Origin of the sequence: Streptomyces sp. NPDC093598 (assembly GCF_044764825.1) — a bacterium.
Taxonomy (GTDB): domain Bacteria; phylum Actinomycetota; class Actinomycetes; order Streptomycetales; family Streptomycetaceae; genus Streptomyces.
In genome coordinates, this window is sequence record NZ_JBIWIV010000007.1 from 1 (window position 1) to 19,722 (window position 19,722).

Below are 19,722 nucleotides of genomic sequence, written 5' to 3' on the forward strand. Positions count from 1 at the left end.
GCAACACCCTTTAGGGGGTGTCCGCAAAGTCGCGTCGTTCGCCCGGAGGGCGGGCCCCGCGGCGTTCGGTGCGTGCTCTCGGCGTGCCGGGCGGGGACCCGCGTACTGGTTGTACTCGGGTGTTCGCCCGGTGCGGCGAGAGTGCGTGCCGGGCATCGCGGGGCAGGCGGGACTTTGCGGACACCCCCTAGCGGTCACGCCAGCTCCTTCACCAGCAGCTCGAACCTCAGGTCGTCGCGCTGCGGAACGCCGAAGCGCTCGTCGCCGTACGGGAACGGGGTCATCCGCCCCGTACGGCGGTAGCCGCGCCGCTCGTACCAGGCGATGAGGTCCTCGCGCACGGAGATCACGGTCATCTGCATCTCCTTGACGCCCCAGGTCTCGCGGGCCTGCCGCTCCGCCTCGGCAATGATGATCTTGCCGAGTCCCGCGCCCTGGAGCCGGGGGCTGACGGCGAACATCCCGAAGTAGGCGTTCTCGCCCTGGTGCTCCAGCTGGCAGCAGGCGACGATGCGGCCGTCCTGCTCCACGGTCACGAGCCGGCTGTCGGGCGACTTGATGACCTCCAGCACACCCTCCGGGTCGGTCCGCTGCCCCTCTAGGATGTCCGCCTCGGTGGTCCACCCGGCCCGGCTGTCGTCGCCCCGGTACGCCGACTCGATCAGCGCGACCAGTTCGTCCACGTCGGCTTCGGTGGCATCGCGGAAGGTCAGTGCGGTGGCGGCGGTCTCCATGGGCGTGGCTCTCCGTCTTCCTGGCGCGGCTCGGGCAGGGACGAGCGTAACGCCGCCACTAGGCTCCGCTGCATGGTGCATGTACTCAGCAGCCGGATCCTGCTCCGCCCCACCGACCCCGAGCGGTCCCGTGCCTTCTACGGTGAGCAGCTGGGCCTCGCCGTCTACCGCGAGTTCGGCACGGGACCGGAGCGCGGCACGGTCTTCTTCATGGGCGGCGGCTTCCTCGAGGTCTCGGGCCGGTCCGAGACGGCCCCGGCGCCCGCCGTACGGCTGTGGCTGCAGGTCGACGACGTGGCGGCGGCGCAGGAGGAACTGCGGGCCAAAGGCGTGGAGATCGTGCGGCCGCCGGTGAGGGAGCCCTGGGGGCTGGTCGAGATGTGGATCGCGGATCCGGACGGGACGCCGATCGTGCTGGTGGAGGTACCGGCGGACCATCCGATCCGCTATCGGCCGGGCATCTGAGGCCGGCCGGGGCGGTGCTCCCAGCCCCGGTCGGTGCGGGTGAGTTCGCGAAAGCCCGCCCCGGTCAGGAGGGCGAGCATCGCGGTGTCGTCGGCTGATTCGTAGGCGACGAGCCGGTCCACGCCGCACAGCCGGAGCCAGTCGGCGGCCTGGGCGAGCAGCCAGTGCTCCAGGCCGGTGCCGTACCGGAGGTCCACGCCGCACAGCCGGAGCCAGTCGGCGGCCTGGGCGAGCAGCCAGTGCTCCAGGCCGGTGCCGTACCGGGCGGGTTCGATGTGCAGGTTGCCGATGTCGGCGAGGCCCGCGGCGCGGGCGTGGCGTTCCGGGCGGGCCAGGGCCGTGTCAATCTCGACGAAGCCCAGGGCCTTCCCGTCGGCGCGCGCCGTGAAGCGGGTGCCGCACTCCCCCAGCGTGCGCTCGACGGTGACGCCCGGCCGGGGCCCGTGGGCCGGCAGGCCGGCCACCGGGGCGATCAGGATGACCTCGGTGTCCCCGGTGTGCCGGAACCCCGCGCGGTCGTAGAGGGCCCGGATGTGCGGCCAGTTGCGGGGCAGGCCGTGGACGAGCGGGGCGGGCAGTGAGCCGTCGGCGTACCGGACGCGGGCGTTCCAGCGGGCGAACCGGGCCAGGCACGCACCCATCAGCAGGTCCGCGGCCAGGTCGGCGTCCGGCCAGAGGGACGCCGCCGGGCGGTGGACGAACCAGTTGATCTCGGCGGCGTCCCGGTAGTGGTCGCCGACCTCGGCGTCGGCACGGTAGCGCAGCAGATGGGCCGCGGCGACGACGTACTCGCGCTGCTCGGCGACGAGCGTCGTCCGCTCGGCCACCCACGGGTCGGTGATGAACTCGCCGGGCTGCCGCTCGAGGTCGCCGAGGACGGTGTTCACGGAGACGGAGACGCCGGGGACGACGGCCGCCACGTGCATGTTGACCAGGTCGGTCAGCTGGTCGCGGTCGGACCGGCGGAACGGGCGCACCTCGGGCGCGGGCATGGGGTACCTCCGGGCAGGGTGAGGGAGCTGGAGGCCGCCACGCGGTGCGGTACGGGGTGAGGGTACGTCGGGGCCACGGGGGCACACCAGTGGGTTTCCCCGGATGGCAGGGAGCCCGGGAAGCGGCTTAGCGTGCTTCAGGGCGCCCTTCCCTTGGGGCCTGCCCCCGCCGCTCGTGGAAGGAACGCCATGAAGCTCGACGCACCGGTGACCGGCGGCCCCTGCTGGACCGAGCTGGGGACCAGCGATCTGGAAGCGGCCCGGCGGTTCTACACGCGGCTGTTCGGCTGGCGGCCCGAGACGGACGCGCGTCAGGAGGCCGGCGGCTACACCGTCGCGCACCTCGGGGACGCGGCCGTGGCCGCGCTCGCCCCGCTGTACCAGCCGTCGCAGCCGGTCGCCTGGAACGTGTCGTTCGCGGTGACCGACGCGGACGACAGCGCCCGTGCGGTGACCGAGGCGGGCGGGACGCTGCTGTTCGGCCCGATGGACGTGTTCGACGTGGGCCGTTTCGCGGTGGCCGCCGATCCGGGCGGTGCCGTGTTCCAGCTGTGGCAGGCGGGGACCTTCCCGGGCGCCGGGCTGTTCAACGCGCCCGGTTCGCTGGGCTGGGTGGAGCTGATGACGCGGGATCCGAAGGGGGCCGTGGCCTTCTACACCCGGGTGTTCGGCTGGACGGTCGCCCCGTCGGACCGCTACACCCAGTGGGGCATCGACGGCGCGGATTTCGGCGGCATGGTGACGATGGACGACAAGTTCCCGCCCGAGGTACCGGCGCACTGGCTGCCGTATTTCGCCGTTGCGGACGTGGACGACACGACCGCCGTCGTGCAGCGGCACGGCACGGTCCTGATGGTGCCCACCTCCGTGCCCGACGGGCCTCGCATCGCGGTGCTGCGGGACCCGCAGGGGGCGATGTTCGGCGTGTACGGGGCGGACCACGAGTGGTGAGACGCCGGGGTGCGGCGGCCGGCTGCGACTTGCGTTGAAGTGCGCTCCAGCTCCTAGCGTCGTGCGTACGACCTGCCCGGAGGGGACGAGACCGTGCGTTACACACTGTTCGGCAAGACCGGTCTGCGCGTGAGCGAGCTGAGCCTCGGCGCGATGACCATCGGCGACGACTGGGGCTGGGGCGCCGGAAAGGAGGCCAGCGCCCGGATCGTCGACGCCTACGCGGAGGCGGGCGGCAACTTCGTCGACACCGCCAACAACTACACCGACGGCAGCTCGGAACGGATCCTCGGAGAGCTGCTCGAGGGCCGGCGCGACACGTTCGTGCTGGCCAGCAAGTACACCTGCGGGATTCGTGACGGTGACGTCAACGCCGCGGGAAACCACCGCAAGAACCTGGTCCAGTCGGTGGAGGCGAGCCTGCGGCGGATGCGCACCGACCGGCTGGACGTGCTCTGGGTGCACGCCCGGGACAACTTCACACCGGTCGAGGAGGTCATGCGGGCCCTGGACGACCTCGTCCGCACGGGCAAGGTGCTGTACGTCGGTGTCTCGGACTGGCCCGCCTGGGAGATCGCCCAGGCCAACACCCTGGCGGAGTTGCGGGGTTGGACCGCGTTCGCCGGTTCGCAGCTGCGCTACAGCCTGCTGGAACGGACCCCGGAGCGCGAACTGCTGCCGCAGGCCCGGGCGTTCGACCTGGCCGTGCTGGCGTGGGCGCCGCTGGCGGCCGGGAAGCTCACCGGCAAGTACCGCAGGGGCGAGACGGGGCGGCTGGACACCACGGGCGGGGAGGCGGACCCGCGGGAGGAGGCGGTGATCAGCGCCGTGCTGGAGGTCGCCGAGCAGGGCGGCTGGAGTCCGGCCCAGGTCGCGCTCGCCTGGCTGCTGGCCAGGCCGGGCAACGTGGTGCCGATCATCGCGGCGACCAGGGAGAGCCAGCTCGCCGACAATCTGGGCAGCGTCGACGTCCGTCTCGACGCGGACGCCCTCGCCCGGCTCGACGAGGTGAGCGCCGTGCCGCTCGGCTTCCCGCACGACTTCGTCCGTGAGCCTGCCATCACCCGGAACATCTACGGCGACCGCTGGGCGGCCGTGGACGACCGCCGCTCCACGCATCGCCGCACGGTGCACGAGGTGCTCTGAGCGGCGACCGGTCAGGCCCGCAGCACGCCGAGCCGCCCTTCGAGCTGGCTGAGCAACTCCCCCAGCAGGAACGCGAGTTCGCCCTGCTCGGGGCCGTCCAGGCCGGACAGCACGGCGGTCTCGTAGGCGAGCTGGACGGGCAGGATGCCGTCGACGAGGTCGCGTCCGGCGTCGGTGAGGCGGAGGTGGACGACCCGGCGGTCACGGGTGTCCCCGCGCCGTTCGACCAGACCGCGCTCGGTCAGCTGCTTGAGGCGTTTGGTGACGGCGGCCCCCGAGGAGAAGGTCTCCCGGGCCAGCTCCCCGGGCGTCAGCTCGTGCCCGGTACGACGCAGCGCGCCCAGCAGATCGAACTCGGGCCTGCTGAGCCCCGCCCGGCGCAACGGAGCGTCCTCGGCCTGCTGGAGCAGAGCGGCACAGCGGTTGATCCGCCCGATGACCTCCATCGGCCCGGTGTCGAGCCCGGGATGCACGACCCGCCACTGCCGAACGACAGCAGCGACGGTGTCCCCCCGACGCCCGCCGACCGGGTCGGCTCCGGGGCCACCGGCCGGATCGACTCCCGCACTCCCGGCCGGATCGGCTCCGGCGGGGCGGCCGCCGCCCGGGTCCGCTCCGGCCGCCGGGGCGCGAGTCGGGTCCCCGTCGGCCGCCGCTCCCTCTTCGGCCGCCCGTCGCTCGGCAAGGTCACCGCCGGCTGCCTGAGTGCCCTCGGCGGAACCGCCTCCGGACGCGCGGGCCCCCTCAACCGCACCCCCTTCACCCGCCCGGACGTCGGCCGGGTCGCCACCGGCCGCCTGAGCACCACCGGCAAGACTCCCTGACACGTGCGACCCCTCGGCCGAGGCCCCTCCGCCCGCCCGGGCGACCTCGGCCGCCCGCACGTCGGCTGGATCGCCCGCGGCAACGTGCGCACCGTCGGTGAGGCCCCCTCCGGACCTTGCCCCCTCATCGGCCGCCCGTCCCTCCGCCACCGGATCTGCCTCGCCCCCCGCCTGCGGGGTCTGCTGTCCCGCGTCGCTCCCCGTGGGCGATGGTCCTTCGGTCGGCGTCATGGCCGTGCGTCCTCCGTTTCGGTGGCCGGGTCCCGGTCCGGGAGCAGTCCCTGGCGTCGGGCCGTCGCGGCGAGCGTACGGTGTCCGGACTGTTCGGCGAGCACGACCCGCTCCTGGGGCAGGGCCCGCTGCCACCATTCACCGGCCGCGGCGTCGGCGGTGGCGCGCAGGTCGGCCAGGGCGACGGCGAGACCACGACGGGCGGATTCCAGGGCCGCGGTGTCGGGGGCCTGCTCGGCGAGGAGGCGGGCGGCGTGCTCGCGGGCCCGGTCGGCGGTGGTCAGCGCCCGCTCGACGCGGTCGCCCGCACGCCGGTCGGTGACGGCCACGGCCGCGGCGAACCCGACCAGTGCGCCGACGACGGTGTCCACGACCCGCTCCGCCATCAGCGGGCCGGGCGCCTGGTGTCCGGCGAACTCCGTGATGAGCAGGGCCATGGGCGTCACGCAGACGCTGCCGAGCCAGTAGTTCCGGCTGATCAGCACCTCCGCACCGAAGCTGAACGCGAGGCAGCACAGCACGAGCGCCACCGGGCCCAGGTGCGCGAGCGGCACGACGGCCAGGAAGACGAGCACCCCGACGGCGTTGCCCACGACACGCTGGACGGCCCGGCTCCAGGTCAGGGAGATGTTCGCCTGGTAGAGCGAGGCGGCGGTGACCAGCGCCCAGTAGGGCCGGCCGATCCCGAGGGCGAGGGAGGCGTAGCCGGCGAGCGCGCAGCCGACCGCGGTACGCACCGCGAGCGGGGTCAGCGGGCCCAGCCGCGTCCAGAGGGGCCGGGCCGCGTCCGCACCGAGCAGTTCGTCGGCGGCCGCGTCCGGCAGCCCGGCCTCCGGGACGGGCCCCGTGCCACGCAGCGAGCCCGCCCACGCGCGCAGTCGGCCCGCGTCCGCCTCCGCCGGCGCCGCGAGGGCGACCTCGGCGCGGACGACGAGCCGTTCGAGGGCCCGCCGGGTCCCAGAAGGGGCGCTGGTGGACAGCAGCGACTGCCAGGCGGCCCGCACGGCGGCATAACCCGCGGCGCGGGCCCGGGCGTGCCCCTCCCCGGTGCCGCCGGTGTCGGCGTACGCGGCGGCGGCCTTCAGAGCCGCGGCGGTGGCGCGGCGCTCCGGTCCGTGCGGCCGGACGAGCGCGGGCGCCATGCAGACCAGCCAGGCCCAGGCACCCGTCACGGCGGCCAGGGCCAGATGGCCGGGCACCCGGGTGAGGGTCTGGGGCGCGAACAGGGAGGCGGAGCTGACGAAGGTGAGGACGACGTTGCCCGGCGGGCCGACCCCGGTGGCGTCGCACAGGCCCTTGTGCGCGGCGGCCAGCAGCGCGCCGACGGTGACCAGGACGACGGCGCTGTGGGTGAGCGAGGCCGCGACCAGGGCCACGGCGAGCCCGCCGAGCATGCCGAGCACCACCCACAGCAGGGCACCGGCCCGGGCGGCGTACGGACGGTTGTGGGTGTACAGCGCGCACAGGGACCCCGCCATCGCGTACATCACGAGGTCGAGCCGGCCGAGCGCCAGCAGGGTGAGGGCGGGTGGAGCGATCGACGCGACGACGCTCAGCGCGGGCTTGAACCAGATGTCCGAGGGCCTGCCGAGGCGCAGCACCCCCGTCAGCGGGAGACGCCGGGCGGGTGGGGAAGCGGGGAGGGGGGCGAGGGGCGCACTGCTCATGACTGTCAGATTAACAGGTGTTTTACTTGTAAAATACTGACCCTCGCCTGGCGTGCTCCGTCGAATGCTCCCCATGTACATCCCTGCGCTCGCGTGCGCGCCGCATGGCCCGGGCATCGAATTGACCGACCGTCGAACGGGGAGGTGCGCGTGCACGGACCGGCTTCGTCCGGCTGGCTGCTGGTGGCGCTCTGCGCCATGACCGGCGTCTACTGCCTGGCGCGGATGCGCAGCGGCGCCGAGGAGCAGCGCAGCGCCGCGGGCGGTGAGGCGCTGATGGGTTTCGGGATGGCGGCGATGGCCGTGCCGACGGCGGTGTTCACTCCGCCGTCGTGGGCCTGGCCCGTCTACGCGGTGGTGTTCGGGGCGGCGGGCGTCCACGCGCTGTGGGCGGCGCGGGCGGGCGCGCACCATCTTCACCATCTGGTGGGGGCCGCTGCGATGGTCTACATGTCCGTCGTCATGGCAGGCTCCCCCGGACACGCGCACGGTCGGGACGGGTCGGGAGTCCCGCTCCTGACCGGGGCGCTGCTGCTCTACTTCGCCGGGTACGTGCTGCTGACCGGCGTCCGCCTGGTGCCGGTCGCCGCCGTGGCCGGGGGCGGCGGTCCCGCCGGGTGGGGTGACCGGCCGGAACTGGCGCGGGCCTGCCGGCTGTCCATGGGGATCGCGATGGTGGCGATGCTGCTGACGTTGTGAGCGGGACCGGCCCCACCCCTCCAACGGATCCGTTGCCTGCGTCACTTCGACGCCACAAGTCGTACCCCTGAGCAGGGCCGCGCTCATAGGCTGCCCCCATGATGCTCACCGCCGTGCTGCTGCTGCTCGGCGCCCTGACCGCCGTCGTCGCCCCCCGGCTGCTCGCGCGGGCGGAGTGGCCGGACCGTGAGCCGGTGGTGGCGCTGTGGGTGTGGCAGTGCGTGGTGGCGGCCGTCCTCGTGTGCTGTGCCCTGGCGATGACGCTCAGCGCGGCGGCGGCCTGGCACGCGGTCGGCGGGCACCTTTTCGCGACGGCCCCCCGGGCGGTCGTCGAGGCGTACGCGCTCGGCACGGCGGGCCCCTGGGCGGCGACCACCGCGGTAGCGCTGGCCGGCGGCGGACTGTGGAGCGCGGCGATGCTGGTCCGCGAGGTCGGCCGGGCCCGCGCCCGGCGCCGTCGTCGGCGTGCCGATCTGCTGGTCCGGGCTCCGCTGCTGCCGGGTGAGGTGGCCGTCTCCGGCCGGCTCGTCGTCCTGGAGAGCGAGCGGCCCGAGGCCTGGTGGCAGCCCGGCACTCCCCCGCAACTGGTCGTCACGACGGCCGCGTTGCGCCGGCTGAAGGGGCGGCAGCTGGACGCCGTCCTCGCCCATGAGCAGGGCCACGCCCGGGCGCGGCACGACTGGCTGCTGAACTGCTCCTCGGCGCTGGCCGGCGGTTTCCCGCAGGTGCCGGTGTTCGCCGCGTTCTGCGACGAGATGCACCGCTTGGTCGAACTCGCCGCCGATGACACGGCGTCACGCCGTTTCGGCCGTCTGACCACGGCCCTTGCTCTGGTCGAACTGAACGAGCACCGCGGCGTGTTCGGCCCCTGCCCGACACCGCAGGCCCATGTCCCGGCCCGGGTGCACCGGTTGCTCACTCCCCCGGACCGGTTGACCGCGGCCCGGCGCCTGCGGCTGACGGCGGCGGCCGCGCTGGTGCCCGTGGTGCCGATCCTGGTGGCGTTCGTACCGGGGCTGCGGGCGCTGGGGTAGCCGGGGCGCCCGGGCACCCTCCGGCGGACAGCGCATGGCCGAAGCATGTCGCCGCGATGACGGAAGATCGTCCCTTACTGGATCCGGACCCCCCGGTTCGGCGAGGATCGCTGTATGCACACCTCGTCCGTCGACTCCCCGCCCCGTCCGGAGCACCGCACCACCGCCGGTCTCGCCGGTGTCCTGGCCCTGTGCTCGGCTCTGCTGCTGACCCTCGTCGCGGCCAGATGGAGCCCGTTGATCAGCGCGGACGGGAACATCGCCGACACCACCCACCGCTGGGCGGTGGACGAACCGGCCCTCACCCAGGCGTGCCGCATCCTCACGGACTGGGTGTGGGATCCGTGGACGATGCGTCTGCTCTGCGCGGCCGTCGTCGTGTGGCTGGTGGTGCGGTTGGCGGCGCGCTGGACGGCGGTGTGGCTGGCGCTGGCCGTCGCGCTGGGCACGCTGCTGCAACAGGGCATCAAGGCCGCGGTGGACCGTCCGCGCCCGGTCTGGCCCGACCCCGTCGACTCGGCCCACTACGCGGCGTTCCCGTCGGGCCACGCCATGACCGCCACGGTGGTGTGCGGACTGCTGCTGTGGCTCCTGCACCGGTACGGCGTCGGCCGGGCCGTGTGGCGTTCGGCCCTGGCCGTGGCCGTCGTCTCCGTGGTCGGGGTCGGGCTGACCCGCATCTGGCTCGGCGTCCACTGGCCGTCGGACGTGCTGGGCGGCTGGCTGCTCGGCACGATGGTGGTGGCCTTGGCGGTGTGGGTGCACCGGCGCTGGCAGCCCTGAACCCGGGGCTGCCTCACTGGTCTTCCCGCGCGACCCGGCCCGGCCTCGTAGGATCGCCGCATGACGGCCGTGCTCTTCGACTTCTCCGGAACCCTCTTCCGTGTCGAGTCCACCGACTCCTGGCTGCGTGGCGCCCTGGCCGGGACCGATGTCCGGCTCGCGGACGCCGAGTTGGCCGCCGCGGCGCTGGCGCTGGAGGCGGTCGGGGCGCTGCCCGGCGGCGGCGACCCCGCACGGGTACCGGAAGGGCTGGCCGGCACCTGGCTGATCCGGGACCAGAGCGCCGCCCTGCACCGGGCCGCCTACACCGGCCTCTCCCGGCAGGTCCCGCTGCCCGACCCGGCGCTGCACGACGCGCTGTACGACCGCTACATGACCCCGGCCGCGTGGGCCCCCTACCCGGACGCCGTCGAGGTGCTGCGCGCGCTGCGGGAGCGGGGCGTCCCCGTCGGGGTGGTCAGCAACATCGGCTGGGACCTGCGGCCGGTCTTCCGCGCGCACGGCCTGGATCCCTACATCGACGCGTACGTCCTGTCGTACGAGCACGGCGTCCAGAAGCCCGACCCGCGGCTGTTCGCCACCGCCTGCGAGGCGCTCGGCGCCGATCCGCGCACGACCCTCATGGTCGGCGACGACCGGCGGGCGGACGGCGGCGCCACTGCCCTGGGATGCAGGGTGCACTTCGTGGACCACCTGCCGACGGCCGACCGGCCGGACGGGCTGCGGCCGGTCCTGGATCTGGTGAGCTGAGCCGGGCACGCCGTCCGCGGAGACGCTGACCCGCACAGAAGGTAGCCCGAGGCCACCACCAGGGCCGACTGCTCGCCCACCTCGGACGATCCCCCGCATCGCCCGAGGCAGACGGCATCGCCGACCCAGACCCTCAGGGTCGTGGCCGACGCTCTGAGTATAGTTGGCTGGCAGCCAGTCAACACAGGAGTTACAGCATGTCCCCGCGTAGCGCCTCGGTCAATGAAGAGTTGCGGCGGCGTTCCCGGGAGCGACTCCTTCAGGCGGCGGTCGAACTCGTGGGCGAACGCGGTTACGACGCCACCACGCTCGGCGACATCGCGGACAGAGCGGGCTCGGCCCGCGGTCTGGTGTCGTACTACTTCCCCGGCAAGCGCCAGCTGGTGCAGTCCGCCGTGCACCGGCTGATGCACCGCACGCTGGAGGAGGCGCTGGAGCGTGAGCCGCGCACCGAGGACGGCCGGGAGCGGATGGCCCGGGCCATCGACGCGATCCTGGGACTGGCCCGGGACCGGCCCGTGCTGATGCGCCAGCACATGGCGGGGATCCTTCAGGCCGAGGGGTTCATGCAATGCCCGGAGCAGCGGCGCCTGGCGGAGCTCCTGAGGGACACCATGGCCCGGCACGGGTCGCCGGACGTCGACAGCGACTACCCGATGATGCGCGCCCTGCTGATGGGCTCCGTGTACGCGGCCGTGGTGCCGGGGGCGCCGATGCCGGTGCCGGTGCTGCGGGCGGAGCTGTTCAAGCGCTACCGGCTCGACTGGGAGCTGGGACTCCCGCCGGAGACCGGAGCCTCCGGCGGGAGGGGCGACAAGGATCTGTCGCGGTTCTTCGCGACCGGGGCCGCACCGGAGTGCGGTCCGCGGGGTCAGTCGAAGTAGTCCGGCTGGGTCTGCACGTTGAGCTCACGCTGGTGGACCCAGCGGGCCGGGTCCGTACGCCGGTCGTCGATCTTCAGGACGTCGAAGCCCCGGGCGTACTCGTTCGAGTAGATGTAGCCGTTGTAGTAGTACGCCGACCACGAGCCGCCCGACTTGATGGTGTCGGTGGTCAGCGGGCCGCGGTCGAAGTAGGCGATCTCCTTCGGTTCGGCCGAGTCGGTGAAGTCCCAGACGGAGACGCCGCCCTGGTACCAGGCCTGGACCATGATGTCCTTGCCCTTGACCGGGATCAGCGAGCCGTTGTGGGCGACGCAGTTCTCGGTGTCCGCCTGGTGGCGGGGGATCTTGAAGTAGCTGCGGAAGACGAGCTTGCGCTTGTCGCCCTTGCCGACGATGTCGTAGATGCCGTCGGCGCCACGGTCCGGGCCGATCTCCGCGTTGCAGGTGGCCGCGCCGCCGCCGCCCAACTCGTCGGTGTAGACGACCTTGTTCGCCTTCTGGTTGAAGGTCGCCGAGTGCCAGAACGCGAAGTTCACGTTGTCCTGCACACGGTCGATGACCTTCGGGCGCTCCGGGTCCTTGATGGAGAACAGGATGCCGTCGCCCATGCAGGCGCCCGCGGCCAGGTCCTTCGACGGCAGCACGGTGATGTCGTGGCAGCCGGTGGTCTTGGACACGCCCGGGTTGGTGGGTCCGCCCGGGTTGCCGCCGCCGTCCGGCCCCTCACCGGGGAACAGCACGGGGAAGCCCACGACCTTCGCCTTCTCGGGGGCGCTGCGCGGCACCTTGATGACGGAGATGCCGTCGTGCGGCGGCTGGCAGTCGGGGTAGGCGGCGTTCGGCGAGTACGAGGACACGTACACGTACACGTTGCGGCGCTCGGGCACCAGCGTGTGGGTGTGCGACCCGCAGGCGGTCTCGACGGCGGCGACGTACCTCGGGTTGCGCTTGTCGCTGATGTCGAAGACCTTCATGCCCTCCCACGAGGACTTCTCGGTCGCCGGCTGGGTGGTGCTGGAGCAACTGCTGTCGCTGCGCGAGGAGTCGGTGGACAGGAACAGCAGGTTGCCGGAGACGGAGATGTCGTTCTGCGAGCCGGGGCACAGCACCTGGGCGACGGTCTTCGGCGCCTTGGGGTTGCTGATGTCGAAGATGCGGAAGCCGTCGTAGTTGCCCGCGAACGCGTACCTGCCCTGGAAGGCGAGGTCCGAGTTCGTGCCCTGCAGCACGTCCTTGGGGACGTGGGCCAGGTGCTGGATGTTGTCCGAGTGGACGATCTCGTCCTGGCCGGGTATCTCGCCGCTCTCGATGGCCTCACGGACCTCGGCCTGAGCGCTCTTGGAGACCTTCTTCGGCGCGGGCGGCGCATCCCCCGGGTCGGGGGTGGCCCCTGCCGGTGCCGCTGTGAGGAGCGCGGCCAGCAGCCCAGCGGCGGCAGCGGCAACTCCCAGACGTCTGCGGCGCGTTCTGCGGTCGTTCAACAGGATCACTGTTTTCCTCCCTGGTTCCGTTCACTGCGGAACGGTTCACGCACCACGCAGTATCGTCTTCGCCATGCACATACCAATAGAGGGCAACAGAATCGCAATGAAGTTTTTTGATCACTGACCCGCGGAAGCGTGCCAGTACGTCGTCCGCAACTCGAGGTGCGTTCCAACCCGTTCGTCCCAGGAGGTCGTTGTGCTCTTCCGCCGTGCGTCTCGGGCGTCCGCCGTCACGACGGGGCTGGTCGCCCTGGTCGTGCTCGCGGCCGGGGGCTGTGACTCCGGCCCGGACCGGAAGCCCGCCGACGCGGACGGGCCCGCTGTGATCGCCCCGGGTGAGCCCGGCGAGGCGAACCGCACCCTGTCCGCCGAGGAGGCCGCAGACCGGCGCTCGGAGAACGACTCCCCCAACTCGGCCGACGTCTCCTACGTCCGCATGATGATCGAGCATCACGCCCAGGCCCTCGTGATGACGGAACTCGTCCCGGAGCGCGCCGAGTCGAAGGGCGTGCGGCGGATCGCCGAGCGCATCGCGGCCGGCCAGAAGCCCGAGATCGAGGCGATGAAGGGCTGGCTGAAGTCGTACAAGAAGCCGCTGAAGGCCGAGCGGCACGAGCACGCCACGATGCCCGGCATGGCCACCGAGGCCCAGCTGAAGAAGCTCCGCGCGGCCGAGGGCAAGGCGTTCGACCGCCTCTTCCTGACGCTGATGGCCACCCATCACCAGGGTGCGATCACCATGGCGACGGATGTGAAGGGGCAGGGCAACAACATCCGCGTCGAGGAGATGGCCGACGAGGTGATCGCGCAGCAGACGAGCGAGATCACCAGGATGCGGAACATGCTCTGAACCCGCCTGGACCGGGCCTGGGCGGTATGAGCTGGCCGCCGGCGATCACTTGATCGCGTTCAGCGCCGGGCGCGGCGCGGCGACAGCAGGCCCGCGTCCCGGGCCTGGCCGATCAGCCTGAGCGACGTACGGCGGCTGTGCCCGGTCGCGCCCATCACGGCGAGAACCGGGTCGGCGCCGTCCCGCTGGGCCGCGCGGTACTCCCGCGCCACCAGCAGCCGCCCCTCCGCGCCGCGCGGCCAGGCAGGCCGGGCACGGCGCCCCTCGCCCGCGCAGCCGTCGGGCCCGAGCCCGGTACCGCAGGCCTCTGCCACCGACTCCTCGATCCAGTCGGCGAGCACGGCCAGGTCGTCGAGGGACAGCGCGGGCTGGGCCCGTACCTCCTCGACGCCGACGCATCCGCCGCCCACGACGGCCAGCGCGTCGACACGGGCGCCGTCCGCGAAAGCCAGCCGGAACTCGAACCACCGGGTGGCGTCCTCGTTCTCCCGCACTTCCCACGCGGGGCGCACGGACACCGCACCGTCCGCCGGAGAGCGATCAGAAAGATTCAGAAAGGATGCTTCCAGCACACACTGAACGTAACCGCATGATCACATCCCCTATAGATCGGACACGCGCCGGGGGTGGCGCACTGCACCCTGTCAGCGGAGCCCTGCCGGTGCGATGCTGGAGGCGTCAGCGCCCTCCTGAGATCCGTCGGATCCCCCGGGTAAGGAGTTCCGCCGTGCTGCGAGTCGCCGTCGTAGGCTCCGGGCCGAGCGGGTGCTACACCGCCCAGAGCCTCGTCCAGCTGGACTCCGAGGTGTGCGTCGACGTCCTGGACCGGCTGCCGTGCCCGTACGGCCTCGTCCGCTACGGCGTGGCACCCGACCACGAGAAGATCAAGTCACTGCAGAACAATCTGCGCGCGATCCTCGAGCACGACCGGGTCAGGTTCCTCGGCGGCGTGCAGATCGGCCCCGCCGGGGTGACCGTCGCGCGGCTGAGGGAGCTCTACCACGCGGTGGTGTACTGCGTGGGCGCCGCCACCGACCGGCATCTGGGCATCCCCGGCGAGGACCTGCCGGGGAGCTGGTCGGCGACGCAGTTCGTGTCCTGGTACAGCGCCCATCCGGACGCCGTGGACGCCGGTTTCCTGCGGGACGCCCGGTCGGCCGTGGTCATCGGCGTGGGGAACGTCGCCGTCGACGTCACGCGGATGCTGGCCCGGGGACCGGCCGAGCTCACCCCGACCGACATGCCGCAGGCGGCCCTGGCCACCCTGGGGGCGAGCCGGGTGACCGAGATCCACATGGTGGGCCGGCGCGGCCCGTCCCAGGCCCGGTTCACCACCAAGGAGCTGCGCGAGCTGGGCACCCTGCCGGAGACCGACGTCGTCGTGGACCCGGCGGAGTTGGCCCTGGACCCGGGGTACACGGACCCGTCCGCGCTGCCCGCTGCGCAGCGCCGCAACGTGGAGGTGCTGCGCGGCTGGGCCGAGGCGCCCCCGAAGGGCGCCCCGCGCCGCATCCACCTCCGGTTCTTCCTCCGCCCGGCCGAACTGCTCGCCGAGCGGGGCCACGTGGGCGCGGCGCGTTTCGAGCGGACCGCCCCGGACGGCCACGGCGGCGTGACGGGCACGGGCCGCCACGAGGACATCGAGGGGCAGCTCGTCCTGCGCTCGGTGGGCTACCGCGGAGTCCCCCTGGAGGGCCTTCCGTTCGACCCGGCCACCGGCACCGTCCCGAACCTGTCCGGCCGCATCCTGCGGGACGGCGTCGTCACCCCCGGCGAGTACGTGGCGGGCTGGATCAAGCGCGGCCCCACGGGCGTCATCGGCACGAACCGCCCCTGCGCGAAGGAGACGGCGACGTCACTGCTGGAGGACGCCCCGGCACTCGCCCTGCGGGCGGTCCCCGACGACCCGCTCCCCGCCCTGCGCGCCGAGGGAACCGATCCGATCGAATGGCGGGGCTGGCAGTCGATCGAGCGAGCGGAGGCGGAACTGGGAGCGTCACTGGGCCGCGGAGTGGTCAAGCTCCCGGACTGGCAGTCCCTGCTGAACGCCGCGGCGGGCAGGACCCTTTAGGGGCACGGGGCCGCATCACACACCCGGGCGGACGGCCTGCCGGGCAGCCGCATCGAGAAGAGCACCCATGAGCCCCGGGAACAACTGATCGAGCTCATCCCGCCGCAGTCCGTTCATCTTGGCCGTCCCCCGGTACACCTGCCGAATCACCCCACTCTCCCGCAGCACCCTGAAATGGTGCGTGGTGGTCGACTTGGTGACGGGCAGCTCGAAGTCCGAGCAGGACAACTCGCCACTCGCACCGGCGAGCTCCCGCACGATCCGCAACCGCATCGGATCCGAGAGCGCGTGCAGCACCCCCTCCAGCCGGATCTCGTCACGCGCGGGATGCGGCAGGTCTCGACTGCTGACGGCGGGGGACGTCACGGCGGCTCCACTTCCTCGGGAACTCCCATAGTACGAGAACCCTCGTAGTTTGACATCCACCGTACTACGACACCTATCGTATGAGTCGACATCGGCCCCGTGACGAATGGAGTCCGCCGTGACCGCGCTCTTCGAGCCCTACCACCTGCGCGAGCTGACGATCCCGAACCGCGTGTGGATGCCCCCGATGTGCCAGTACTCGGCGGCGCCGGAGGGCCCGGAGACCGGGGTCCCCACCGACTGGCACTTCGCGCACTACGCCGCCCGCGCCACCGGCGGCACGGGTCTGATCATCGTCGAGGCCACCGCGGTGTCCCCGCAGGGCCGCATCTCCCCCTACGACCTCGGCATCTGGAACGACACACAGGCCGAGGCGTTCCGCCGCATCACCCGCTTCCTCACCGCGCAGGGCACGGTGCCGGCGATCCAGCTGGCCCACGCCGGCCGCAAGGCATCGACGGACCGCCCCTGGAAGGGCGGCGCCCCGGTCGGCCCGGACGCCCACGGCTGGGACTCGGTCGCCCCGAGTCCGCTCGCGTTCGACGACAGGCACCCGGCCCCGGCCGAGCTGACGGCCGACCAGATCAACGAGGTCGTGGAGCAGTTCGCCGCCGCGGCCCGCCGCGCGCTCGCCGCCGGCTTCGAGGTCGCCGAGATCCACGGCGCCCACGGCTACCTGATCAACGAGTTCCTCTCCCCGCACTCCAACCACCGCACCGACGCCTACGGCGGCTCGTACGAGAACCGCACCCGTTTCGCCCTCGAAGTCGTCGACGCCGTACGGGAAGTCTGGCCGGACGACAAGCCGCTGTTCTTCCGCATCTCGGCGACCGAATGGCTCGAGGACGGCGGCTGGACCGCGGACGACACGGTCCGGTTCGCCACCGACCTGCGGGCCCACGGCATCGACCTGCTGGACGTGTCCAGCGGCGGCAACGCCTCCGGCGTCCGTATCCCCACCGGCCCCGGCTACCAGGTGCCCTTCGCCGCCCGGGTGAAGAACGAGACGGCCCTGCCGGTCGCCGCGGTCGGGCTCATCACCGACGTCGAGCAGGCCGAGAAGATCCTGGCCAACGGCGAGGCGGACGCGGTCCTGCTGGGCCGCGAGCTGCTGCGCAACCCCTCGTGGGCGCGGCTCGCCGCCCGCGAACTCGGCGGCGAGGTGCGGGTGCCGGACCAGTACCACCGGTCGGTCTGATCCGGCCGTCCGATCCGGCACTCGCCGGCATACGTCAACCGGACGCGCACGCCGTCCCGTTGAGCGTGAACGCGGCCGGAGCGGCGCTGTCGCCGCCGTGACCGGCCTGGTAGCCGATGCTCACGCTCGCGCCCGGCGCGATGGTGCCGTTGTACGAGACGTTGGTGGCGGTGACCGCCCCGGACGACGGCGTGTAGGTGGCGCCCCAGCCGCCCGTGACCGTCTGCCCCGCGGGCAGCGTGAAGCCGAGCTTCCAGCCGTTGACGGTGGTCGTGCCGGTGTTGGTGAGGGTCACGGTGGCGGTCAGGCCGGTGTTCCAGGCGTTCACCGAGGCCGTCACCTTGCAGGCGCCGGGCTGGGGCTGGGGGGCCGGGCCGGAGCCGTCCAGGCCGAAGAAGGTGAGCACGCGGGACGCCATGCCCTGGGCGTACAGGTTGTGGCCGACGCCCTGAAGGCTGACGGCCTCCACGGGGGCCCGGTCACCCGTGCCTCCGTAGCGGGTGCGGGTCCAGCCGGACTGAGGGGTGTCGGTGACGGTGGGCGTCCGGCTCACGCCCTGCACGTCGGTCCACTGCTTGATCTGCTCCCCGAAGTTGGGGTAGCGCAGGACGTCGTCCTGGGTGCCGTGCCAGATCTGCATCCGGGGGCGGGGCCCTGTGTAACCGGGATACGCGCCCCGGACCAGGTCGCCCCACTCCTTCGGGGTGTGGGTGACCGTGCCGCCCGAGCAGGCGCTGTTCCACTCGGAGCCGTCGGCGGTGGCGAAGCAGCCGAACGGGACGCCCGAGAAGGCGGCGCCCGCCGCGAACACGTCCGGGTAGTCCCCGAGCAGAACGTTCGTCATCATCGCGCCGGAGGAGATGCCCGTGGCGAAGACCCGGCCGGTGTCCGCGTCGTAGGTGCGGGCGACCCAGTCGATCATGGACTTGATGCCGACGGGGTCGCTGCCGCCGCCGCGGCGCAGGGCCTGGGGCGAGGAGACGTCGAAGCACTTGCTGCTGCGGGTGACGGACGGGTAGAGCACGATGAACCCGTACCGGTCGGCCAGCGTGTCGTACTCGGTGCCGTTGTACATGTCCGGGCCCGAGCCGGTGCACCAGTGCACGGCCACCACGACCGCCGGCTTCGGGGTCACGTTCTCCGGTACGTACAGGTACATGCGCAGGCTGCTGGGATTGGTACCGAAGTTCGTGACCTCCGTGAGGGCCGCGGCGGGTACCGCCCCCTCGCGGGCGGAATCGCGGGCGGGCTCGCCGGCGGCGGCTGCGGGTGCGGCGAGCGCGGTAGCCGCGAGTAACGGCAGCAGAGCGGCGAGGAGAGCGAGGAGAATCGACCGCAGGAATCTTCTCGCCGTGGGGTGGGGGGTGGCAGACACGTCCGGGTCCCTTCCGTTGCGGGGTGCGGCTCGCAGGACGTACGTACGGGCGCTTCGGCGAAGGGGAGCTCGTCCGGCTCAGCGCGCGGAGTTCTCCTTCGGCATGGTGGCATGGACATGGCTGGCATGGAAGCGCTCCCACGCACCGTCGCCGTGACCAGGACCGGCCGAATACGTTCTGCGCGAGGCGTTGACTAGAAAGCGCTTGCCCTCTACGTTCCGTTCAACAGTGTGACCCGCTGGCACTGAAGAGCCGTACGCAGACCGCCTAGCGGGCAGCATGGCGAACATAGTTCATGTATGTGACCTCGCTCCACGCAGGCACCCCCACAGGACGCACGACACCGGAAGGCCCTGACCCTCATCCGCCCCCACGACAGAAGGAATCGGGACATGACTTCTGCGACACGTCCGCGCGCCCGCCGGCGCGCGCTGACCGGCGCACTGGCCACACTCGGCCTGTCATTTGGCATGATCATGACTACCAACGCGCCCACGGCGAGCGCCGCGACCTGGCCGACCCCCAACGGCAGCCAGGGGACCTCCTCCACCATCTCCGTGTCCGGCACCAAGGACTACGGGATGAAGCGGTACTACGGCACCGGGGCCCTGGCCGGTGACGGCCAGGAGGAGGGCCAGGACCCGATCTTCAAGCTCGCAAACGGCGCGGTGCTGAAGAACGTCATCCTCGGCGCCCCCGCGGCCGACGGCATCCACTGCGAGGGCAGCTGCACGCTGCAGAACGTCTGGTGGGAGGACGTCGGCGAGGACGCCGCCACCTTCCGCGGCGGCAACGGCGCCACCTACCAGGTGATCGGCGGCGGCGCGAAGAAGGCGGCGGACAAGGTCTTCCAGCACAACGGCGGTGGCACGCTGACCATCTCCAACTTCGCGGTGCAGGAGTTCAAGACGCTCTACCGCTCCTGCGGTGACTGCTCCACGCAGTACACACGCAAGGTCAACCTCAACACCGTCGACGTGACCGGCACCGGCACCACCGCGCGGCTCGTCGGCATCAACGTCAACCGCAACGACGTGGCGACGCTGCGGAACATCACGATCCGCAACGACTCCGGCCGCAAGGTCGTCCCCTGCCAGAAGTACAACAACAACACCGCCGTCGGCTCGGGACCCGACAGCAAGAACTGTCTCTACTCCGCCTCGGACATCGTCTACAGGTAGTCCGGGCCGACAGTCCCCCCACGGTGAAGGCGGCCG

General features: G+C 72.3%; 21 protein-coding genes. 13 read left to right on the forward strand and 8 right to left on the reverse strand.

Going from position 1 to position 19,722, the window contains the following annotated elements; genetic code table 11:
* Positions 1-194 precede the first annotated feature (194 nt).
* Complete coding sequence (locus ACIRDU_RS21605) at positions 195-734, reverse strand: GNAT family N-acetyltransferase (protein WP_403581766.1); 540 nt, start codon at positions 732-734, stop codon at positions 195-197.
* 72 nt (positions 735-806) lie between these two features.
* Here ACIRDU_RS21605 and ACIRDU_RS21610 point away from each other — a divergent pair, with 72 nt between their 5' ends.
* Positions 807-1,199: a VOC family protein gene (locus tag ACIRDU_RS21610; RefSeq protein WP_403581768.1), complete on the forward strand. Its 393-nt coding sequence runs from the start codon at positions 807-809 to the stop codon at positions 1,197-1,199.
* On the opposite strand, the gene ACIRDU_RS21615 is transcribed toward ACIRDU_RS21610, so the two are convergent.
* Complete coding sequence (locus ACIRDU_RS21615; protein WP_403581769.1) at positions 1,181-2,191, reverse strand: N-acetyltransferase; 1,011 nt, start codon at positions 2,189-2,191, stop codon at positions 1,181-1,183. The genes ACIRDU_RS21610 and ACIRDU_RS21615 overlap by 19 nt on opposite strands.
* Before the next feature lie 189 nt (positions 2,192-2,380).
* Between ACIRDU_RS21615 and ACIRDU_RS21620 the strand changes: the two genes are divergently transcribed.
* Positions 2,381-3,142 carry a VOC family protein gene (locus ACIRDU_RS21620; RefSeq protein WP_403581770.1) on the forward strand — a complete coding sequence of 254 codons (762 nt, stop codon included), beginning with the start codon at positions 2,381-2,383 and terminating at the stop codon, positions 3,140-3,142.
* Positions 3,143-3,235: 93 nt separating this feature from the next.
* The gene (locus ACIRDU_RS21625; protein WP_403581772.1) at positions 3,236-4,288 is read left to right on the forward strand and encodes an aldo/keto reductase; all 1,053 of its coding nucleotides are present in this window, start codon (positions 3,236-3,238) and stop codon (positions 4,286-4,288) included.
* A gap of 11 nt (positions 4,289-4,299) precedes the next feature.
* Here the strand turns inward: ACIRDU_RS21625 and ACIRDU_RS21630 are convergent, their stop codons facing one another.
* Positions 4,300-4,761 (reverse strand): MarR family winged helix-turn-helix transcriptional regulator, encoded by a 462-nt coding sequence (locus tag ACIRDU_RS21630; protein WP_403581773.1) that lies wholly within the window; start codon positions 4,759-4,761, stop codon positions 4,300-4,302.
* Here ACIRDU_RS21630 and ACIRDU_RS21635 point away from each other — a divergent pair.
* Complete coding sequence (locus ACIRDU_RS21635; RefSeq protein ID WP_403581774.1) at positions 4,756-5,112, forward strand: hypothetical protein; 357 nt, start codon at positions 4,756-4,758, stop codon at positions 5,110-5,112. The two genes, ACIRDU_RS21630 and ACIRDU_RS21635, sit on opposite strands and share 6 nt — an antisense overlap.
* A gap of 227 nt (positions 5,113-5,339) precedes the next feature.
* On the opposite strand, the gene ACIRDU_RS21640 is transcribed toward ACIRDU_RS21635, so the two are convergent.
* Entirely contained in the window at positions 5,340-7,010 is a 1,671-nt protein-coding gene (locus ACIRDU_RS21640) for an FUSC family protein (RefSeq protein WP_403581775.1), read from the reverse strand.
* A gap of 150 nt (positions 7,011-7,160) precedes the next feature.
* Here ACIRDU_RS21640 and ACIRDU_RS21645 point away from each other — a divergent pair, with 150 nt between their 5' ends.
* The 5 genes from ACIRDU_RS21645 (at position 7,161) to ACIRDU_RS21665 (ending at position 11,160) form a co-directional block, all read left to right on the forward strand.
* Positions 7,161-7,709 carry a DUF5134 domain-containing protein gene (locus tag ACIRDU_RS21645; protein ID WP_403581777.1) on the forward strand — a complete coding sequence of 183 codons (549 nt, stop codon included), beginning with the start codon at positions 7,161-7,163 and terminating at the stop codon, positions 7,707-7,709.
* A 98-nt stretch (positions 7,710-7,807) separates the two neighbouring features.
* Positions 7,808-8,743, forward strand: coding sequence for a M56 family metallopeptidase (locus ACIRDU_RS21650; RefSeq protein ID WP_403581779.1), 936 nt, complete (start codon positions 7,808-7,810; stop codon positions 8,741-8,743).
* A 114-nt stretch (positions 8,744-8,857) separates the two neighbouring features.
* Positions 8,858-9,526 (forward strand): phosphatase PAP2 family protein, encoded by a 669-nt coding sequence (locus ACIRDU_RS21655; RefSeq protein ID WP_403581781.1) that lies wholly within the window; start codon positions 8,858-8,860, stop codon positions 9,524-9,526.
* Between the two features lie 60 nt (positions 9,527-9,586).
* Positions 9,587-10,276, forward strand: coding sequence for an HAD family hydrolase (locus ACIRDU_RS21660; RefSeq protein WP_403581783.1), 690 nt, complete (start codon positions 9,587-9,589; stop codon positions 10,274-10,276).
* Positions 10,277-10,473: 197 nt separating this feature from the next.
* The gene (locus ACIRDU_RS21665) at positions 10,474-11,160 is read left to right on the forward strand and encodes a TetR/AcrR family transcriptional regulator (protein ID WP_403581785.1); all 687 of its coding nucleotides are present in this window, start codon (positions 10,474-10,476) and stop codon (positions 11,158-11,160) included.
* Here ACIRDU_RS21665 and ACIRDU_RS21670 read toward each other — a convergent pair.
* The gene (locus tag ACIRDU_RS21670) at positions 11,148-12,650 is read right to left on the reverse strand and encodes an LVIVD repeat-containing protein (protein ID WP_403581786.1); all 1,503 of its coding nucleotides are present in this window, start codon (positions 12,648-12,650) and stop codon (positions 11,148-11,150) included. The genes ACIRDU_RS21665 and ACIRDU_RS21670 overlap by 13 nt on opposite strands.
* Before the next feature lie 190 nt (positions 12,651-12,840).
* On the opposite strand from ACIRDU_RS21670, the gene ACIRDU_RS21675 reads away from it, so the two are divergent.
* Positions 12,841-13,494: a DUF305 domain-containing protein gene (locus ACIRDU_RS21675; protein WP_403581788.1), complete on the forward strand. Its 654-nt coding sequence runs from the start codon at positions 12,841-12,843 to the stop codon at positions 13,492-13,494.
* A gap of 59 nt (positions 13,495-13,553) precedes the next feature.
* Here the strand turns inward: ACIRDU_RS21675 and ACIRDU_RS21680 are convergent, their stop codons facing one another.
* Complete coding sequence (locus tag ACIRDU_RS21680; RefSeq protein WP_403581790.1) at positions 13,554-14,012, reverse strand: DUF6214 family protein; 459 nt, start codon at positions 14,010-14,012, stop codon at positions 13,554-13,556.
* Between the two features lie 209 nt (positions 14,013-14,221).
* Between ACIRDU_RS21680 and ACIRDU_RS21685 the strand changes: the two genes are divergently transcribed.
* Complete coding sequence (locus ACIRDU_RS21685; RefSeq protein ID WP_403581792.1) at positions 14,222-15,565, forward strand: FAD-dependent oxidoreductase; 1,344 nt, start codon at positions 14,222-14,224, stop codon at positions 15,563-15,565.
* A gap of 15 nt (positions 15,566-15,580) precedes the next feature.
* On the opposite strand, the gene ACIRDU_RS21690 is transcribed toward ACIRDU_RS21685, so the two are convergent.
* Positions 15,581-15,931 (reverse strand): ArsR/SmtB family transcription factor, encoded by a 351-nt coding sequence (locus ACIRDU_RS21690; protein ID WP_403581793.1) that lies wholly within the window; start codon positions 15,929-15,931, stop codon positions 15,581-15,583.
* Positions 15,932-16,049: 118 nt separating this feature from the next.
* On the opposite strand from ACIRDU_RS21690, the gene ACIRDU_RS21695 reads away from it, so the two are divergent.
* Positions 16,050-17,129: an NADH:flavin oxidoreductase/NADH oxidase gene (locus ACIRDU_RS21695; protein WP_403581795.1), complete on the forward strand. Its 1,080-nt coding sequence runs from the start codon at positions 16,050-16,052 to the stop codon at positions 17,127-17,129.
* A gap of 34 nt (positions 17,130-17,163) precedes the next feature.
* Here ACIRDU_RS21695 and ACIRDU_RS21700 read toward each other — a convergent pair whose 3' ends face one another.
* Complete coding sequence (locus tag ACIRDU_RS21700; RefSeq protein ID WP_403581797.1) at positions 17,164-18,504, reverse strand: PHB depolymerase family esterase; 1,341 nt, start codon at positions 18,502-18,504, stop codon at positions 17,164-17,166.
* 393 nt (positions 18,505-18,897) lie between these two features.
* Here ACIRDU_RS21700 and ACIRDU_RS21705 point away from each other — a divergent pair, with 393 nt between their 5' ends.
* Positions 18,898-19,686: a pectate lyase gene (locus tag ACIRDU_RS21705; RefSeq protein ID WP_403581798.1), complete on the forward strand. Its 789-nt coding sequence runs from the start codon at positions 18,898-18,900 to the stop codon at positions 19,684-19,686.
* The last annotated feature ends 36 nt before the right edge of the window (positions 19,687-19,722 follow it).

Excerpts from the sequence above, each read along its gene's own strand:
- ACIRDU_RS21605 (WP_403581766.1), bottom strand. The coding sequence starts at position 734 with ATGGAGACCGCCGCCACCGCACTGACCTTCCGCGATGCCACCGAAGCC.
- ACIRDU_RS21610 (WP_403581768.1), top strand. The coding sequence starts at position 807 with ATGGTGCATGTACTCAGCAGCCGGATCCTGCTCCGCCCCACCGACCCC.
- ACIRDU_RS21615 (WP_403581769.1), bottom strand. The coding sequence starts at position 2,191 with ATGCCCGCGCCCGAGGTGCGCCCGTTCCGCCGGTCCGACCGCGACCAG.
- ACIRDU_RS21620 (WP_403581770.1), top strand. The coding sequence starts at position 2,381 with ATGAAGCTCGACGCACCGGTGACCGGCGGCCCCTGCTGGACCGAGCTG.
- ACIRDU_RS21635 (WP_403581774.1), top strand. The coding sequence starts at position 4,756 with ATGCACGACCCGCCACTGCCGAACGACAGCAGCGACGGTGTCCCCCCG.
- ACIRDU_RS21640 (WP_403581775.1), bottom strand. The coding sequence starts at position 7,010 with ATGAGCAGTGCGCCCCTCGCCCCCCTCCCCGCTTCCCCACCCGCCCGG.
- ACIRDU_RS21650 (WP_403581779.1), top strand. The coding sequence starts at position 7,808 with ATGATGCTCACCGCCGTGCTGCTGCTGCTCGGCGCCCTGACCGCCGTC.
- ACIRDU_RS21655 (WP_403581781.1), top strand. The coding sequence starts at position 8,858 with ATGCACACCTCGTCCGTCGACTCCCCGCCCCGTCCGGAGCACCGCACC.
- ACIRDU_RS21660 (WP_403581783.1), top strand. The coding sequence starts at position 9,587 with ATGACGGCCGTGCTCTTCGACTTCTCCGGAACCCTCTTCCGTGTCGAG.
- ACIRDU_RS21665 (WP_403581785.1), top strand. The coding sequence starts at position 10,474 with ATGTCCCCGCGTAGCGCCTCGGTCAATGAAGAGTTGCGGCGGCGTTCC.
- ACIRDU_RS21705 (WP_403581798.1), top strand. The coding sequence starts at position 18,898 with ATGACTTCTGCGACACGTCCGCGCGCCCGCCGGCGCGCGCTGACCGGC.